The 17,437-nt window shown below is 61.8% G+C and carries 17 protein-coding genes; 10 read left to right on the plus strand and 7 right to left on the minus strand.

Going from position 1 to position 17,437, the window contains the following annotated elements:
* Positions 1 to 168: 168 nt before the first annotated feature.
* The 3 genes from J3P92_RS05755 to J3P92_RS05765 all read right to left on the minus strand — a co-directional run bounded on the left by J3P92_RS05755 (position 169) and on the right by J3P92_RS05765 (position 2,054).
* Positions 169 to 960 (minus strand): OmpA family protein, encoded by a 792-nt coding sequence (locus J3P92_RS05755; RefSeq protein ID WP_434650087.1) that lies wholly within the window; start codon positions 958 to 960, stop codon positions 169 to 171.
* A 49-nt stretch (positions 961 to 1,009) separates the two neighbouring features.
* Complete coding sequence (locus J3P92_RS05760; RefSeq protein ID WP_014336761.1) at positions 1,010 to 1,423, minus strand: DUF4398 domain-containing protein; 414 nt, start codon at positions 1,421 to 1,423, stop codon at positions 1,010 to 1,012.
* 286 nt (positions 1,424 to 1,709) lie between these two features.
* A complete protein-coding gene (locus J3P92_RS05765; protein ID WP_420764210.1) occupies positions 1,710 to 2,054 on the minus strand; it encodes a pilin assembly protein in 345 nt (114 codons plus the stop codon).
* Positions 2,055 to 2,230: 176 nt separating this feature from the next.
* Here J3P92_RS05765 and ppc point away from each other — a divergent pair, with 176 nt between their 5' ends.
* The 7 genes from ppc (at position 2,231) to J3P92_RS05800 (ending at position 9,654) form a co-directional block, all read left to right on the plus strand.
* Positions 2,231 to 4,861, plus strand: coding sequence for a phosphoenolpyruvate carboxylase (ppc, locus tag J3P92_RS05770; protein ID WP_434609786.1), 2,631 nt, complete (start codon positions 2,231 to 2,233; stop codon positions 4,859 to 4,861).
* Between the two features lie 289 nt (positions 4,862 to 5,150).
* Positions 5,151 to 5,798, plus strand: coding sequence for an adenylate kinase (gene adk, locus J3P92_RS05775; RefSeq protein ID WP_420764212.1), 648 nt, complete (start codon positions 5,151 to 5,153; stop codon positions 5,796 to 5,798).
* Positions 5,799 to 5,892: 94 nt separating this feature from the next.
* The gene (tsaB, locus tag J3P92_RS05780) at positions 5,893 to 6,573 is read left to right on the plus strand and encodes a tRNA (adenosine(37)-N6)-threonylcarbamoyltransferase complex dimerization subunit type 1 TsaB (RefSeq protein WP_434562505.1); all 681 of its coding nucleotides are present in this window, start codon (positions 5,893 to 5,895) and stop codon (positions 6,571 to 6,573) included.
* Between the two features lie 342 nt (positions 6,574 to 6,915).
* Positions 6,916 to 7,224 carry a hypothetical protein gene (locus J3P92_RS05785; protein ID WP_420764214.1) on the plus strand — a complete coding sequence of 103 codons (309 nt, stop codon included), beginning with the start codon at positions 6,916 to 6,918 and terminating at the stop codon, positions 7,222 to 7,224.
* A complete protein-coding gene (locus J3P92_RS05790) occupies positions 7,224 to 8,084 on the plus strand; it encodes a DUF72 domain-containing protein (RefSeq protein ID WP_434650088.1) in 861 nt (286 codons plus the stop codon). The genes J3P92_RS05785 and J3P92_RS05790 overlap by 1 nt, the downstream gene beginning before the upstream one ends.
* Before the next feature lie 33 nt (positions 8,085 to 8,117).
* Complete coding sequence (locus tag J3P92_RS05795) at positions 8,118 to 8,939, plus strand: isocitrate lyase/PEP mutase family protein (RefSeq protein ID WP_434650089.1); 822 nt, start codon at positions 8,118 to 8,120, stop codon at positions 8,937 to 8,939.
* A 16-nt stretch (positions 8,940 to 8,955) separates the two neighbouring features.
* Positions 8,956 to 9,654, plus strand: coding sequence for an extensin-like domain-containing protein (locus J3P92_RS05800; RefSeq protein WP_434562511.1), 699 nt, complete (start codon positions 8,956 to 8,958; stop codon positions 9,652 to 9,654).
* Positions 9,655 to 9,657: 3 nt separating this feature from the next.
* Here the strand turns inward: J3P92_RS05800 and J3P92_RS05805 are convergent, their stop codons facing one another.
* Positions 9,658 to 10,278, minus strand: a complete 621-nt coding sequence (locus tag J3P92_RS05805; protein ID WP_420764218.1) for an energy transducer TonB — start codon at positions 10,276 to 10,278, stop codon at positions 9,658 to 9,660.
* 92 nt (positions 10,279 to 10,370) lie between these two features.
* Here J3P92_RS05805 and J3P92_RS05810 point away from each other — a divergent pair, with 92 nt between their 5' ends.
* On the plus strand, positions 10,371 to 11,153 hold the full coding sequence (locus J3P92_RS05810; protein WP_420764219.1) for a class I SAM-dependent methyltransferase: 783 nt from the start codon (positions 10,371 to 10,373) through the stop codon (positions 11,151 to 11,153).
* 111 nt (positions 11,154 to 11,264) lie between these two features.
* On the opposite strand, the gene J3P92_RS05815 is transcribed toward J3P92_RS05810, so the two are convergent.
* Positions 11,265 to 11,900 carry a TetR/AcrR family transcriptional regulator gene (locus J3P92_RS05815; protein WP_420764220.1) on the minus strand — a complete coding sequence of 212 codons (636 nt, stop codon included), beginning with the start codon at positions 11,898 to 11,900 and terminating at the stop codon, positions 11,265 to 11,267.
* 93 nt (positions 11,901 to 11,993) lie between these two features.
* Here J3P92_RS05815 and J3P92_RS05820 point away from each other — a divergent pair, with 93 nt between their 5' ends.
* Both J3P92_RS05820 and J3P92_RS05825 read left to right on the plus strand, forming a co-directional pair.
* Positions 11,994 to 13,094 (plus strand): efflux RND transporter periplasmic adaptor subunit, encoded by a 1,101-nt coding sequence (locus J3P92_RS05820; protein ID WP_420764221.1) that lies wholly within the window; start codon positions 11,994 to 11,996, stop codon positions 13,092 to 13,094.
* Positions 13,095 to 13,100: 6 nt separating this feature from the next.
* Complete coding sequence (locus tag J3P92_RS05825) at positions 13,101 to 16,166, plus strand: efflux RND transporter permease subunit (protein ID WP_434562513.1); 3,066 nt, start codon at positions 13,101 to 13,103, stop codon at positions 16,164 to 16,166.
* A gap of 135 nt (positions 16,167 to 16,301) precedes the next feature.
* Here J3P92_RS05825 and J3P92_RS05830 read toward each other — a convergent pair whose 3' ends face one another.
* Together J3P92_RS05830 and J3P92_RS05835 are read right to left on the minus strand one after the other, a co-directional pair.
* Positions 16,302 to 16,991: a DUF4197 domain-containing protein gene (locus J3P92_RS05830; protein ID WP_434650090.1), complete on the minus strand. Its 690-nt coding sequence runs from the start codon at positions 16,989 to 16,991 to the stop codon at positions 16,302 to 16,304.
* Between the two features lie 29 nt (positions 16,992 to 17,020).
* Positions 17,021 to 17,419, minus strand: coding sequence for a YbaY family lipoprotein (locus J3P92_RS05835; RefSeq protein ID WP_420764223.1), 399 nt, complete (start codon positions 17,417 to 17,419; stop codon positions 17,021 to 17,023).
* Positions 17,420 to 17,437: the final 18 nt, after the last annotated feature.

The following is a 17,437-nucleotide window of genomic DNA, read 5'->3' on the forward strand; positions in this document are numbered from 1 at the left end:
CGAGCTTGCTCGCGATAGCGGTGGTTCAGCAGCATTGATAGTGCCTGACACTCCCCTATCGCGAGCAAGCTCGCTCCCACAAGGATCGTGTGCAGCCAAATAAATTTGATCATAAAAAAGCCCCGCCTGATTGAAGTCAGGCGGGGCTTTTGAGTTGCAGTCAACCGATCAGTTGGCGCTCATGGTCGAACGCGGGGCGACGGGCTGGTTGTCGTTGGAGATGGTGACCTCCACGCGACGGTTCATGGCGCGGCCCGAGACGCTGGTGTTGTCGGCGACCGGGAATTCCTTGCCGTAGCCCTGAGTCACGATGCGGGCCGGGTCGACGCCCATTTTCACCAGGGCGGTGCGCACGGAGCTGGCGCGGCGTTCGGACAGCGATTGGTTGTAGGAGTCCGAACCGGTGCTGTCGGTGTAGCCTTCGATGATCACCTTGCGATCCGGGTTTTCCTGGAGGAACTGCGCCAGTTTGCTCACGTTAGTCATACCGCTGGTACGCAGGTCCGACTTGTTGGTGGCAAACAGCACGTCGCCGAAGGTCACCAGCGTACCGCGCTCGGTCTGCTTGGCGTTGAGGCTGTCCTGCAACTGCTTGATCTGCGCGTTGCGGGCTTCCAGCAGTGCGCGGGCGCGTTCGTCACCGGCGTTTTTCAGCTCGGCTTCGGCGTTGCGCAGGGCAATGGTCTGCTTGGCCACTTCGACACGCTGGTTGGTCAGGTAGGCCAGTTGGTCGACCTTGGCTTCGTCCTCGTTATCCATGTAGGCCTTGTCGGCCTTGGCGAGAAAATCGCCAGCGTCCTTGGTTTCCAGAGCCGCGACCTTGGTGGCCGCCGGGTCGGCCTGCAAGCCGTTGTAGTTGGTGCGCGCCTGTTCCAGGTTCGCGTTCGGATCGTGGGAGCAAGCGGCCAGGGCTACGCAGGCGGCAAGCAGGGCGGGCATCATGAAATGTTTGTGCGTCATAGTCTGTCGTCCTTTTATCAATGAGAAGTGCGTCGTGGCTCAAACCGGGTCACTGGACCTTGTTCATGCCTTCCTGACGCAGTTCCTGAACCCCTTTCTGGGAATCCTTGAGGGCCTGTTCGGCCTTGGCGGCCTGGGCCTTGCGCTCGGCGACGCGGGCATCCCATTCGGCCTGTTCGGCCAGACGCTTGGCCTCTTCGTAATTCTCGTCGTGCATGGCGATCTCGGCCTGCTTGAGCTTGTCCTGGGCCGATTTCATTTCCACGGCGGCAAACTCGGTGCCGCCAGCGCTGACGGCGCTGTTGACCGCAGATTGCGTGACCGCGTATTGCTCCGAAGGTGGGTTGCCGGCACAACCGGCCAGAATGAAGCTGCTACCGATAGCCAGGGCAGCCAACTTCAGGCCGCGCAGGCCAGTGGATGAGGGTTTGGCAGTGCAGGTATTCATAGGCTTCAACTCCATTGGAAAACTCCTGAAAAAAACACCATTCCATGCTGGGACCGAAGCCGTGACGTCTGTTTTGGCGCTGGCGCCAGGGCGCGTTTTTTTAAACGGCCGTTCCAGTATGGTTATTCGGTGTGACCCGAGGCGTTTTTCAAAAGTTCAGGCAAGGATGGCCATTCGCCAAAAGAAATACTGACTGATTGGTCAAGCGCCGCAAAGCTGAACTTTCAAGGCGGGCAGCGGTATTCCAGCGCGACTGGGACAGGCTCCGCGCTGGAATTTCGCACGCTGGGAAGGGCGGCAATCAGTGTTTGGATTTGTCGCTGTGGGAGGAAAGTTCGCGCAGATGACGGCGTGACAGCGCGAGAAAACGTGGCGTCGGGCCCACGTCTTCATACAGCGGATCACCTTCCTCATCGGTCGATACGACTTGCGATCCCTTGACGTAGGGGAAGCTGGCTTCCAGCTCTTCCAACGCGGCGCCGATCAGCTCCCCGAGCAGTTCTTCGGGCTGACGCTTGGGGTACATGTCGCAGATGGCCGCCAGGCGCGCAGCGGCCTCTACATCGAGATGAATCGTGTAGCCGGTCTGGGTCAGGCGACCCTTGGCATTTTCTTCCCAATGCTGGGCAAGCTCACGGATTTTCATGATGACCTCAATAGCCCTGCTTATGGCAGGCGCGACAGTGACAAGCCGTTGTGTGGCTTATCTTGAGACTAGCTTTGTCCGACAAGGTTTAATGTCCCTTCGTCGCTTGTCATAAACGATCAGCATCGGCACTCTCTCTTACAAAGCTGTCCGGACCTTTTGCTGGAGAACTGCTGATGACCGATATCGATGCCCGCCTGCGCGAGGATGTCCACCTGCTCGGCGAGTTGCTGGGCAACACCATTCGCGACCAGTACGGGGACACCTTTCTCGACAAGATCGAGCAGATCCGCAAAGGCGCCAAGGCGGACCGACGTGGTTCCATGGACGCCGAACTGAGCGCCAGCCTCAATCAGTTGAGCGAGGAGGAATTGCTGCCGGTCGCGCGAGCGTTCAACCAGTTCTTGAACCTGGCCAACATCGCTGAGCAATACCAATTGATTCATCGGCGCGAAGAATCCAAGCCTGCGCCGTTTGAAGCGCGAGTGTTGCCCGAGTTGCTGGCACGCTTGCGCGCCGAAGGCCACAGCGCCGAATCGCTGGCCCGGCAGTTGGGCCGGCTCGATATCGAGTTGGTCCTCACCGCCCACCCAACGGAAGTCGCCCGGCGTACGCTGATCCAGAAATACGACGCCATCGCCGCGCAACTGGCGGCCCAGGATCACCGTGACCTCACCAGTGCCGAGCGCGCGCAGATCCATGAGCGCTTGCAAAGATTGATCGCCGAAGCCTGGCACACCGAAGAAATCCGCCGCACCCGGCCCACGCCCGTGGACGAGGCCAAGTGGGGCTTTGCGGTGATCGAGCATTCGCTGTGGCAGGCCATCCCCAATTACCTGCGCAAGGCCGACCAGGCCCTGCACGCCGCCACCGGGCTGCGCTTGCCGCTGGAAGCCGCGCCGATCCGCTTTGCCTCCTGGATGGGCGGCGACCGGGATGGCAACCCGAACGTCACCGCCGCGGTCACACGCGAAGTGCTGTTGCTGGCGCGTTGGATGGCGGCGGACCTTTATCTGCGCGATGTCGATCACCTGGCGGCCGACCTCTCCATGCAAAAGGCCAGCGAGGCCTTGCGCGCCCAGGCCGGTGACAGCGCCGAACCCTATCGCGCGGTACTCAAGCAATTGCGTGAACGCCTGCGGGCCACCCGCAACTGGGCCCAGGCCTCCTTGAAAGCCACTACGCCGGCCTCTTCCGAAGTGTTGCAGGACAACCGCGAACTGCTCGATCCGCTGGAGTTGTGCTATCAGTCCCTGCACGAGTGCGGCATGGGGGTGATTGCCGACGGGCCGCTGCTCGATTGCCTGCGCCGCGCGGTGACCTTCGGGCTGTTCCTCGTGCGCCTCGATGTGCGCCAGGATTCGACGCGCCACACGATGGCCATGACCGAGATCACCGATTACCTCGGGCTTGGACGCTATGAAGACTGGGACGAAGAGCAGCGCATCCGTTTTCTGCTGGATGAGCTGAATAACCGTCGTCCGTTGTTGCCGCCGCATTTCAAACCGTCCGCCGACACTGGCGAGGTCCTGGCGACCTGTCGGGAAGTCGCGGCGGCACCGGCGGCGTCCCTGGGTTCCTACGTGATCTCGATGGCCGGTGCCGCTTCCGATGTGCTGGCAGTTCAATTGCTGCTCAAGGAAGCCGGCGTGTTGCGGCCGATGCGGGTGGTGCCGCTGTTCGAAACCCTCGCCGACCTGGACAACGCTGGGCCGGTGATGGAGCGCCTGCTGGCGTTGCCGGGTTATCGCTCGCGCCTGCAAGGACCCCAGGAGGTGATGATCGGCTATTCCGATTCAGCCAAGGACGCCGGGACCACGGCGGCGGCGTGGGCACAGTATCGAGCGCAGGAGCGACTCGTGGACATCTGCCGCGAGCAGCAAGTCGAACTGCTGTTGTTTCATGGTCGCGGGGGTACGGTAGGCCGTGGCGGTGGCCCGGCGCACGCGGCGATCCTGTCGCAGCCGCCAGGTTCGGTGGCGGGGCGGTTCCGCACCACTGAGCAAGGCGAAATGATTCGTTTCAAATTCGGCCTGCCGGACATCGCCGAACAGAACCTCAACCTTTATCTCGCCGCGGTGCTGGAAGCGACCCTGCTGCCACCGCCGCCGCCCACGCCAGAATGGCGCCATTTGATGGACGAATTGGCCGCTGACGGCGTCAGTGCCTACCGCGCGGTGGTGCGGGAAAATCCGCAATTCGTCGAGTATTTTCGCCAGTCCACGCCGGAGCAGGAGTTGGGTCGTCTGCCCTTGGGCAGCCGTCCGGCCAAGCGTCGCGCCGGGGGGATCGAGAGCTTGCGGGCGATTCCGTGGATCTTCGGCTGGACCCAGACCCGCCTGATGCTGCCAGCCTGGCTCGGTTGGGAAACCGCCCTGGGCAAGGCGCTGGAGCGCGGCGAGGGTGAATTGCTGGGGCAGATGCGCGAACAATGGCCGTTCTTCCGCACCCGCATCGATATGCTGGAGATGGTGCTGGCCAAGGCCGACGCCGATATTGCCCAGTCTTACGATGAGCGTCTGGTGGAACCGGCATTGCTGCCGTTGGGCGAGCATTTACGCGACCTATTGTCGCAGGCCTGCTCGGTGGTCCTGGGGTTGACCGGCCAGTCGCAGCTACTGGCACATAGCCCAGACACCTTGGAATTCATTCGCCTGCGCAACACTTACCTCGACCCCTTGCACCTGTTGCAAGCCGAACTGCTGGCACGGTCGCGGCAGCAGGACGTTGCCCAAGGCAGCCCCGTGGAACAGGCATTGCTGGTGTCTGTAGCCGGGATCGCCGCCGGTTTGCGCAACACCGGCTGACGTCGGGTCGTTACCCGCGACAACTCGCCCGGCTCGTCCGGGCGTAGCCGTTTATGGAGAACGACAGGTCGGCCAGGCGACAGTTTGTTGTCAGGTTGCGACTCTCGCCACCTCGTACGAAGGTCGCGTTCGACGCGGGTTCCTCCGACTTTCGGCGGCTTGTGTGGGTCGGGCCTGCTGTGTATCTTGATCAGCCTTTGGCCGTTTGGGCGGCCACGATCCTGTTTTCCGAGATTGGCCCCACGAGGCGAATCCGAGCGTTTACATAAAAAAATTGAGGAGCACATCGATGCGCGTCATTCTGCTGGGAGCTCCCGGGGCCGGTAAAGGTACTCAGGCAAAGTTCATCACCGAAAAATTCGGTATCCCGCAAATCTCCACCGGCGACATGCTGCGTGCGGCGGTCAAGGCCGGCACCGAGCTGGGCATCAAGGCCAAGAGCATCATGGATGCCGGCGGCCTGGTGTCGGATGACCTGATCATCGCCCTGGTCAAGGATCGTATCGCTCAACCTGACTGCGCCAATGGCTTCCTGTTCGATGGTTTCCCGCGCACCATTCCACAGGCTGAAGCCCTGGTGAGCGCCGGCGTCGAGCTGGATGCAGTCGTTGAAATCGCCGTCGAGGACGAAGAAATCGTCCAGCGCATCGCCGGTCGACGTGTTCATGAGCCGTCCGGCCGTGTCTATCACACCGTCTACAATCCTCCAAAAGCCGAAGGCAAGGACGATGTGACGGGTGAAGAACTGGTGCAGCGCAAGGACGATACCGAAGAAACCGTGCGTCATCGTTTGTCGGTCTACCACTCCCAGACCAAGCCGCTGGTGGATTTCTACCAGAAGCTGTCGGCTGCCAACGGCAAGCCGAAATACAGCCATATCGAAGGCGTCGGTTCGGTTGAGGCCATCACTGCCAAAGTGCTTGCGGCCTTGAGCTGAAAAGTCTGATCGGCAGCAACAACTACGGCCCGCTTGCGGGCCGTAGTTGTTTATACTGGCGCACTTTTTCCCCACCTGATTTACGGACACATTAATGAGCACCTTGCTGGCCCTGGACACCGCGACTGAAGCTTGCTCCGTTGCTTTGCTGCACAACGGCAAGGTCACGAGCCATTACGAGGTGATCCCGCGTTTGCATGCGCAGAAATTGCTGCCGATGATCCAGCAGTTGCTCAGCGATGCCGGCACCAACTTGCAAGCGGTGGATGCAATCGCCTTCGGTCGCGGGCCCGGGGCTTTCACCGGTGTGCGCATCGCCATCGGCGTGGTGCAGGGCTTGGCCTTTGCCCTGGAGCGCCCGGTGCTGCCGGTGTCGAACCTGGCGGTGCTGGCCCAGCGCGCCCTGCGCGAACACGGTGCGCGCCAGGTCGCCGCGGCGATCGATGCGCGCATGGACGAGGTGTATTGGGGCTGCTATCGCGAAGCGAACGGCGAGATGCGCCTGGCGGGGCCTGAAGCGGTACTGCCACCCGAGGCGGCGGCGCTGCCGGCTGAGGCGAGTGGTGATTGGTTCGGCGCCGGTACGGGCTGGGGTTATGCCGAGCGGATCGGTGTCAGCCTTGTTGGCCAGGACGCCTCGATGTTGCCCCATGCCGAAGACTTGCTTGCGCTGGCACGCTTCGCCTGGGAACGCGGCGAGGCCATTGTGGCCGATGATGCCCAGCCGGTTTACCTGCGGGACAAGGTAGCAACGCCAAAATCCGAGCGGCTCTGACCTCAAGCGAACGGCCTTCGTGGCGAGGGAGCTTGCTCCCGCTGGGACGGTCCGACGCTTCGGGCGGAGCGGCCCCGACCTTGGTGTGAAAGCCAACTATCGAGCGAGTGCTACGCACTCGAGCGGGAGCAAGCTCCCTCGCCACAAGGGCATCGACCAATTTCAGATTTGCGCTTGAAAAGTCATTTCTCTAACTAAAAGTCACACGCCACATTGCCAGTCGTCACTTTTCCGGCCCGTTTTTAAACCTTTTTGGCTTTCTGTGTTCTAGTTATCACTTGCGCGTTTGCGCGGCTACGAATGTGCCGCTAAATTGCCATCATTGATACCGAGCATTCTGTCATGCGTATAGACGGCGTTTCATCCCAGTCCTACCCGATCAAGCGTCGGCCTCGTGCGGGTAAATCCGCTGAGCCCGAAAACTTCGATGATATCGATGGCGACCTGGAATTTCCGTCCGAAGAGCAACTGGCCGCACGTGCCGCCAAAGCCTCTGCGCAGCGCCTGAGCAATCTCCCCGCCCGTCAGCAGGACATGCTGTATCACCGCGCCATGAGCCGCAGTGTCGCCACGGCCCTTGCCAGTTATTTGAGCACTGCCGGTTTTGTCGACTGGGATATGGAAGTGCTAGGGCTCGACCTCTACATCTGATGCGGTTGCCTTATTACCTGGGCTGCCCATCCTGGAGCGAAAACGCCTGGCGCGATTATCTTTATCCCCAAGACGCAAAAAGCTCCGACTTCCTGAACCTCTATAGCCAGGTTTTCAATGCCGTGGAAGGCAACACGACCTTCTATGCGAGCCCGTCTGCGGCCACTGTCCAGCGCTGGGCGGAAATCATGCCCGAGCATTTTCGTTTCACGGCCAAGATCCCGGGCGACATCAGCCATGGCGGCGACTTGCGTGAACACCTGACCGCCACTGAAACCTTCGTTCAACTGCTCAGCCCGCTGGGCGAGCGCGTCTCGCCGTTTTGGCTGCAGCTGTCCAAGGCCTTCACGCCCAATCGGATGCAGGAGCTGGCGGCGTTTATCGACGCGTTCCCGAGCCCGTTGGCGGTCGAGGTCCGTCACGACGAGTTTTTTGCCAAGGGCGATGCCGAGCGCCGGCTCAATCGCCTGTTGCTCGATCGCGGCGTGGAACGCATCTGTCTCGATCCACGGGGCTTGTTCAGCTGCGCCTCGACCGATCCCTCAGTGATCCATGCGCAATACAAGAAGCCTCGGGTGCCAACGCGGCCAGCGGCTTTCACTCAATGCCCGCAGGTGCGCTTCGTCGGCCATCCAGTGGTGGAAGCCAACGAGCCGTTCCTGACGCCCTGGGTGGAAAAAATCGCCGAGTGGATCGAAGAAGGGCGCACCCCGTACATGTTCCTGCACACCGCCGACAACCTTCTGGCGGCAAAGCTCGCGATGCGTTTTCACAGCCGCTTGATGAACCGTTTGCCTGGCTTGCCGGCCCTGCCTGAGCTATATAGAGAACCCGCCGCCGAGCAACTGGGTTTGCTCTAAGGCAAACCCTCCCATTGCTCAGGAGCGACTCTGATGGATGCACAAACCCGGCGAGCCCAGGCGTTCAAGGCCCTGCATGAACGCGAAGGGGCCTTTGTAATTCCCAATCCGTGGGATGCCGGATCGGCGAAGATGCTCGCCAGCCTTGGCTTCGAAGCCTTGGCGACCACCAGTGCCGGCCACGCTTTTTCCCTGGCGCGGCCCGATGGTGCGCTGGGCCTGGATGACACCCTGGCCAACGTGCGAGCGATTGTGGCGGCCACGGATCTGCCAGTGGCGGTCGACCTGGAAAACGGCTTTGCCGATGCGCCCGACGCATGCGCGGCCAGCCTGCTGCGTGCGGCAGAGGCCGGGGCGGTGGGGGGCTCCATCGAGGACGCCACGGGGCGCGAAGACAGCCCGATCTATCGTTTCGATCAAGCAGTGGCGCGGGTCAAGGCCGCGGCCGAGGCGGTGCGCAGCCTGCCGTTCCCGTTCATGCTCACCGCCCGCGCGGAAAATTTCCTGCACGGCAAACCCGACCTGGACGACACGATCCGACGCCTCAAGGCGTTCGCCGACGCAGGCGCCGACGTGTTGTACGCGCCAGGATTGAGCAGCGCCGAACAGGTCCTCGCGGTGGTACAAGCGGTGGCGCCCAAACCGGTCAATGTGCTGATGTCCGGCGCCCTGGACCTTACCGTGGCGCAGTTGAGCGAACTGGGCGTCAAGCGCATCAGTGTCGGCTCGGCGTTGGCGTTGGCGGCCTATGGCGAGTTCTTCCGCGCCGCGCAGGAAATCCAGGAGCAAGGCACGTTCACCTTCACCCGTCGCTCGATGCCATTCAAGCAGGCCAATCAATTATTCAAGGGCTGATGCCCGGGGCGTTGTCGTGCGGTTTTTCAAAGGTTTGATGGTGGTGCTGCTGATCGTCGGCGCCGCAGTGCTTGGCGTATGGCGCGGCTGGTTGTCGGTGCCGCCGCAATGGAATCCCTGGGCGCCACTGGACGTCAGCGCCCCGCCGAACATGCTGACCCGCTACAAGCTGATGGCCCTGCGCAACGACCCGCAACTGTGCGACCAGGCGCTCGCCACGTCAGGGCTTCGGACCTCTCGCCAGGCGGACAGCGGCGCCAACACCACCTGTCCGTTGACCAATGTGTTGCGAGTGCAGGGCGGCGAGGTGGCGCTGAGCAGCAGCTTCCTGGCCAGTTGCCCGCTGGCCGTGGCTTTCGCGTTGTTCGAGCGTCATGCGCTGCAGCCGGCGGCAACGGCGGCCTATGGGCAGAAAGTCACGCGGGTCGATCATCTGGGCAGCTTTGCCTGTCGCAACATGTACGGCCGTGAGAGCGGGGCGCGCAGCCAGCACGCCACCGCCAGCGCGCTCGATATTGCCGGGTTTCGCCTGGCCAATGGGAAGGCGATCAGCGTGCTCAGGGACTGGCCGAAAGACAACACCGATGCGCAGTTCCTGCGGCAGGTGCGAGATGGCGCCTGTGAGATGTTCAGTGTGGTGTTGAGTCCGGACTACAACGCGGCGCACCGCAACCACTTCCATCTGGATGTAGGACCGTGGTGGATCTGTCGGTAAGAATCAGGCGGCGATACGCAGGTTCTGCAGAACGATCGGACGTGCCCAACGGGTATCGAAATCGAGTTGCTTCTGCTGCGCCACCAATTCCTCTTCCGGGAACGGAGGGAACGGTTTATCCAGCAAGTCGAGTTCGAACTCGGCGATCGGCAGGTGCAATGGACGCGGGTGCGGCGCCGGGCCCGGTTCCGACTGTGGCTGGCCGGCTGTGAGGACGATCGGGCGAACCCAGTTGCTCTCGAAGGTTTGCTGCTTTTGCTGGGCAACGATTTCTTCGGGCGGGAACGGTGGGAACGGTTTGTCCAGCAAATCCAGTTCGAACTCGGCAATCGGCAGGAACAACGGCTCTGGCGGCTTGACCTGGGTTTCCTTCACGTCGCAGGTGCGCTGGCTGACGATGTGCTCCAGCAGCTCGGCGCCAAGGGTCGGTTCAACCGCTTCATCGAGGGCGACGGGCTGGTAGCTGCCAGGCGCCGGTGCGTTTTCACCCAGTTGATCGGCCAGGGCCCGGGCAAAAAAATCCTGCCACAGGTGACTGACGCCGCTCAGCGCTTGGGTGTTACGCAGGCTGTAATCGCCGTAAGGGGAGATAACGCCTATCGATGTGGATTGAATGTCTGACATTTTTCTCGGTCGACGCTCAGCTCTGGCAAAATGCCGTTCACCGTTGTTATCGGCTGGTTTTGCCGATCCTTAATTTTTTCGAGCGTGTTTTCATGATTGAGCAACCCGCGGCCTGCCGCATCCATGTCGAGGCCTTGATTCCGGCGTTCCAGCCCCAGGCCGAACAATGGGCAGAGCGGCTTGGCCTGCCTTTGCAAGTGGACGATGGCGAGTTTGCCTTGCAGGTCGGCGAGCAGGGATTGCAATTGCAGCAATTGGGTCCGGACGCGCCGGGACCGGTGCGGGTGGATTTCGTCGAGGGTGGCGCGGCCCATCGGCGCTTGTACGGCGGTGGCAGCGGTCAGATGATCGCCAAGGCGGTCGGTGTCGCCCAAGGTGTGCGTCCGCGGGTACTCGACGCCACGGCCGGGTTGGGCAAGGACGCGTTTGTGCTGGCGAGCCTGGGCTGCGAAATGAGCCTGATCGAGCGCCAGCCGCTGATCGGTGCACTGCTGGAAGATGGCCTGGCCCGTGGCGCGGAAGATTTCGACGTGGCGCCGATCGTGGCGCGCATGCGTTTGCTCAAGGGCAACTCCATCGAGGTGATGCGCCATTGGGAAGGCGAGCCGCCCCAGGTGATCTACCTGGACCCGATGTTTCCCCATCGGGAGAAAACCGCCCTGGTGAAAAAGGAAATGCGCCTGTTCCGACCTTTGGTGGGCGATGACAATGACGCACCGGCGCTGCTGGCCGCGGCGCTGGCGCTGGCAACCCACCGGGTGGTGGTCAAGCGCCCGCGCAAGGCGCCTTGCATCGAAGGGCCGAAGCCGAGCCATGGGCTCGAGGGCAAGTCCAGTCGGTACGATATCTATCCCAAGAAGGCGCTCAAGGCTTGAAACCGAGGCGCCCCCGTTCGCGAGCAGGCTCGCTCCCACACGGAACACCACGATCCCTTGTGGGAGCGAGCCTGCTCGCGAATGAAGCCCCCAAGTGATGGCGCTTGGGAACTAAGGCCGATAGGCCCGCATGAACAACCCCACCACTTCCTGCACATGAGCCTCGGCCGCCTCGGCGTCTTGCGGTCCGTCGCAGCCGTACAGCAACCTGAAGTTGGCCGCCCCCTTGATCAGGCAGAAAAAATGCTCGGCGGCATTTCGCGGTTTGTCGATGCTCAAGGCGCCGCTCTGGTTGACCTTGCTCAATAACCGCTCCATGCCGCAGAGCATGCGTTGCGGGCCGGCCTCGTAGAAAATCGTCGAGAGCTTCGGATCCTGACTACCCAGGGCGACCATCAGCCGATGCAGATTCACCGACTCGTCGCTGTTGATCAGTTGATTGAAGCCTCGGGCGATGTTCAACAACACGTGTTCGATCGGGACGCCTTCGACCCATTCGAAGAACAGCGGCGGCACTTGCTCCTCGCACTTGGCGATCACCGCGGCGGAAAACAGCGTTTCCTTATCGTTGAAGTGGCTGTAGACCGTCAGCTTCGATACGCCGGCCTCGGTCGCCACCGCATCCATGCTGGTACTGGCGTAACCCAGGCTCAGGAAGAGATTTTTGGCCGCATCGAGAATGGCCTGGCGTTTGGCCAGATCCTTCGGACGACCAGGGCCGCTGGGAGGGGGAGGATTGTTCGACATTTTTCGCTTTAATACTGGACTGGTGAGTTTGCTATTAATAACATACCCGCCAGTATAATTATTCCAAGCATCATTAGCGAAAGGTCATCCACCATGTTCCGCTATGTCCTGCCCCTCGCCGTGCCAGTCAGCCTGGCTTTTTTATTGTCTGCGTGTGGCCACGAGGAGCCGGTGGCCGTCACCGTCCGCCCGGCCATGGTGGTAAAGCCCGAGCCCTCGGCCCAGGCGATGGACAGTTATCCTGGCGAAGTGCGGGCGCGATTCGAGCCGGACCTGGCCTTTCGCATCGGTGGCAAAGTCAGCCGACGGCTGGTGGAGGAGGGGCAGCGGGTCAAGGCCAATCAACCCTTGGCTGAACTCGATCCCGAAGACGTGCGTCTGCAACTCGAGGCGAGCCGGGCCCAGGTCGCTGCCGCCGAGGCCAACCTGAGCCTGGTGCGTGCCGAGCGTGACCGCTACAAGACCTTGATGGAGCGGCAGATGGTCAGCCGCTCCCAATACGACAACGCCGAAAATCTCTTTCGCTCCGGGGCCGCGCGGGTCAAGCAGATCAAGGCTGAATTCGACGTTGCCAGCAACCAGGCCAGCTATTCGATTTTGCGTGCGCCCCAGGATGGCGTCGTGGCCCGGCGTTCGGTGGAAGTGGGTCAGGTCGTGTCGGCCGGTCAAACCGTCTTCACCCTGGCCACCGACGGTGAACGCGAGGTGCTGATCAGCCTGCCGGAGCAGAGTTTCGGTCGGTTCAAGATTGGCCAGCCGGTTTCGGTCGAGCTGTGGAGCCAACCTGATCAGCGCTTTAGCGGACGTATCCGCGAACTCTCGCCGGCCGCCGATCCCAGATCCCGCACCTTCGCCGCTCGTGTCGCCTTCACCGCCGGCAGCGTCCCGGCGGAACTGGGCCAGAGCGCCCGGGTGTTTATCCAGAATGCCGAAAAGGTCCCCCTGTCAGTGCCGCTGTCGGCCCTCACCGCCGAGAACGGCGCGACTTATGTCTGGGTGGTCAACCCCGACAACACCCTCAAGAAAGTCCCGGTGCGTGTCGGTGCCTTTGGCGAAAACAACGTGCCGGTGCTTGAAGGCCTGGGTGCCAATGACTGGGTGGTGGCCGCTGGCGTGCATGTGCTCCTGGACGGCCAGCAGGTGCGGCCGGTGGATCGCTCCAACCGCGTAGTCAACCTGGCGGCCAAGGAGTAACCCCCGATGGGCTTCAATCTTTCCGAATGGGCGTTGCGGAACCGCCAGATCGTACTGTTCCTGATGCTGTTGCTCGCAATCGTCGGGGCGCTTTCCTACACCAAGCTTGGCCAGAGCGAAGACCCGCCGTTCACCTTCAAGGCCATGGTCATTCGCACGATCTGGCCAGGCGCCACGGCTGAGGAAGTGTCGCGCCAAGTCACCGAGCGCATCGAAAAGAAGCTGATGGAAACCGGCGATTACGAAAAGATCGTCTCGTTCTCCCGCCCGGGCGAATCCCAGGTGACGTTCATGGCTCGCGACTCCTTGCATTCCAAGCAGATTCCCGAGCTGTGGTATCAGATCCGCAAGAAAATCAGCGATATCCGGCATACCTTGCCGCCGGGTATCCAGGGGCCGTTCTTCAACGATGAGTTCGGCACCACGTTTGGCAATATCTACGCACTCACCGGTGACGGCTTCGATTATGGCGTGCTCAAGGATTATGCCGACCGCATCCAGATCCAGCTGCAGCGGGTCAAGGATGTGGGCAAGGTCGAATTGCTCGGCCTGCAGGACGAGAAAATCTGGGTCGAACTGTCGAACGTGAAACTGGCGACCCTCGGCCTGCCGCTGGCGGCGGTCCAGCAAGCCCTGGAAGCGCAGAACGCGGTGTCTACGGCCGGATTCTTCGAGACCGCCAGCGAGCGATTGCAGCTACGGGTTTCCGGGAATTTCCAGACCGTGGAAGAGATCCGTGACTTTCCGATCCGCGTGGCCGACCGCACCTTCCGCATCGGCGATGTAGCAGACGTGCGTCGCGGCTTCAACGATCCACCCGCGCCGCGCATGCGGTTCATGGGCGAAGATGCCATCGGCCTGGCCGTGGCGATGAAGGAGGGCGGTGACATCCTTGTGTTGGGCAAGGCCCTGGAAGTCGAGTTTGCCCGCATCCAGAACACGCTGCCGGCGGGTATGCAATTGCGCAAGGTTTCCGACCAGCCCGCGGCGGTGAAGACCGGTGTCGGCGAGTTCGTCCAGGTGCTGGTGGAAGCGCTGACCATCGTGTTGCTGGTGAGCTTTTTCTCCCTGGGGCTGCGTACCGGGATGGTGGTGGCGCTGGCGATTCCGCTGGTGTTGGCGATGACCTTCGCCGCGATGTACTACCTGGGGATCGGCTTGCACAAAATCTCCCTCGGCGCGCTGGTCTTGGCCCTGGGGCTGCTGGTGGACGACGCGATCATCGCCGTGGAGATGATGGCGATCAAGATGGAGCAAGGCTTCGACCGGATCAGGGCGGCCAGCTACGCCTGGACCAGTACGGCGTTTCCGATGCTCACCGGGACCTTGATCACCGCGGCGGGCTTCCTGCCGATCGCCACCGCCCAATCGGGCACCGGCGAGTACACCCGTTCGATTTTCCAGGTGGTGACCCTCGCACTGTTGGCTTCCTGGGTGGCTGCCGTGGTATTCGTGCCGTACCTGGGGGAAAAACTCCTGCCGGACCTGGCGAAGATTCATGCGGCCAAGCATGGCACGGTGGACGGCCAGCCCGATCCCTACGGTACGCCGTTCTACCAGCGTGTACGGCGATTGGTGGAGTGGTGCGTGCGTCGGCGCAAGACCGTAATCGCGTTGACCGTGCTGCTGTTCCTGGGCTCAGTCGTGTTGTTCCGTTTTGTCCCGCAGCAGTTTTTCCCGGCGTCGGGGCGCCTGGAGCTGATGGTCGATTTGAAATTGGCCGAAGGCGCTTCGTTGGTCAACACCGCCGAGCAGGTCAAGCGCCTGGAAGCGTTGCTCAAGGACCACGCCGGTATCGACAACTACGTCGCTTATGTCGGCACCGGTTCACCGCGTTTCTATCTGCCCCTGGATCAACAACTGCCGGCGCCGAGCTTCGCCCAATTCGTGGTGTTGGCCAAGACCATCGAAGACCGCGAGCCGTTGCGCAGTTGGCTGATCACCACCCTGAACGAGCAGTTCCCAACCTTGCGCTCGCGGGTGACGCGCCTGGAGAACGGTCCGCCGGTGGGCTACCCGGTGCAGTTTCGCGTGACAGGCGAGCACATCGAGGAGGTGCGGGCCCTGGCGAGGAAAGTGGCGACAAAAGTCCGGGAAAACCCCTACGTTGCCAATGTGCATCTGGATTGGGAAGAGCCCAGCAAAGTGGTCTATCTGAACATCGACCAGGACCGTGCGCGAGCCTTGGGGGTGACCACCGCGAATCTGTCGAGCTTCTTGCGAAGCTCCCTCACCGGATCCAGCGTCAGCCAGTACCGTGAAGACAACGAGTTGATCGAGATTCTGCTGCGCGGCACGGTGCATGAGCGCACGGAGCTGTCGCTGTTGCCAAGCCTGGCGGTGCCGACCGACAACGGCACGACCGTTGCCCTGTCGCAGATCGCCACGCTGGAGTATGGCTTTGAAGAGGGCGTGATCTGGCACCGCAACCGCCTGCCGAGCGTGACCGTTCGGGCCGATATCTACGGCAAAGAACAGCCGGCGACCCTGGTGCAGCAGATTTTCCCGACACTGGATCCGATCCAGGCGGAACTTCCGGATGGTTATCTGCTTGAGGTGGGTGGCACGGTAGAGGACTCGGCCCGAGGCCAGAAATCGGTGAACGCCGGTGTGCCGTTGTTCATCGTGGTGGTGCTGACCTTGTTGATGCTGCAACTGCGCAGCTTCTCTCGCACTGCCATGGTCTTCCTCACCGCGCCGCTGGGGTTGATCGGCGTGACGCTGTTCCTGTTGGTGTTCCGCCAGCCGTTCGGTTTCGTTGCAATGCTTGGCACCATCGCCTTGTCCGGCATGATCATGCGCAACTCGGTGATCCTGGTGGATCAGATCGAACAGGACATCAAGGCCGGGCTTGCCCCGTGGCAGGCGATCATCGAAGCGACGGTGCGACGGTTCCGCCCGATCGTGCTCACCGCGCTGGCGGCGGTGCTGGCAATGATCCCGCTGTCACGCAGCCTGTTCTTCGGCCCGATGGCGGTGGCGATCATGGGGGGATTGATCGTGGCGACGGCATTGACGCTGCTGTTCCTGCCGGCGTTGTATGCGGCGTGGTTCAGGGTCAAGAAGACTTGAACCGAGTCTGATAGCACTGAAAATCAAATGTGGGAGCGAGCCTGCTCGCGATTGCGGTGCTACAGCCAACAGAGATGTTATGGCTGATACCGATATCGCGAGCAGGCTCGCTCCCACAGTGTTTTTGCGCTTGGCTTAGAGGGTGCCAAAAACCTTCTTCGCCAAACTGGTCGCCGCAGCCGCCGGATTCTGGCGAATGGTGGCTTCCTGTTTTGCGATCATCTCGAACAAACCATCCAGCGCCTGTTCAGTCACATAGTTCTCGACATTGGCGCTCTTGGCATCGACCACTCCCAGTGTCGCGGCTTGGCCGGCAAAGGCGTTGTATTGCTGGGCCAGGCCGACCTTGTCGGTGGCTTGCTTGACGATGGGCAGGAACTTGGCGCGAATCTGCTCGCGGCTGCTCTTGATCAGGTACTGGGTGGCCGAATCGTTGCCGCCGCTCAATATGCCCTTGGCGTCGCTCACGCTCATGTTCTTCACGGCGTCGACCAGGATCGGCTGGGCCTGCACCACCGCGGCTTCGGCCGCCTGGTTCATGCTGGTTTCCAGCTGATCCACCTGGTCACCCATGCCGAAGGCTTTCATCTTGCTGGCGACTTTGCCGAGCTTGCCTGGCAATTCAATCTTGACGTCCGGGTTGTTGCTGAACCCGCCTGGGGTGCCCAGCTGCTTGACCGCCACCTGGGCGCCTTGGGTCAGGGCATCCTTGAGACCACCCGTGGCGTCTTTCTGGGAAAGGTCGCCGAGGGACAGGGCCATGGCATTGGCGCAGATCAACAGGCCGGCGCACAGGCCGGTGAAACGAAGGGTAAAGCGGAGCATGGCAGCTTCCTTGAAGAGTGGAACAGGAATCAGCGTGCAGCGTTGACGCGAATCTTCAACGGCTGCGGATCTTTGCCATCGAGCTGCACGGTGTGTTGTTCAGTGCTGATGAACATCAACTGGCCGTCGACTTCGATGCGGGCGCTCACGGCATAACGGTGGCCGGGCTTGACCTGCGCCGGATCATAACTGAGCTTGAATGGTAATGGGACTTGGCCTTTGACGGGGCCCCGCTGCTCATCGACCGTCACGGCTGGCGCGTCGGCGAGGGAGACGTCTTGCAGGCTCACGGTCAAGGTAGCAGTGGGCGGTAAGGCGATGCGTTGCAGGTAGAACACCTCGCCGTCGAGGCTGTTCTTGCTGGCCAGCGGCGTGCTGGAGCAGGCGCTGAGCAACGTGGCAGCAGCGACGAGAAGAAGCTTTTTCATGGGGACATTTCCATATTG

Origin of the sequence: Pseudomonas sp. D3-27, assembly GCF_051132165.1 — a bacterium.
Classification (GTDB): Bacteria; Pseudomonadota; Gammaproteobacteria; order Pseudomonadales; family Pseudomonadaceae; genus Aquipseudomonas.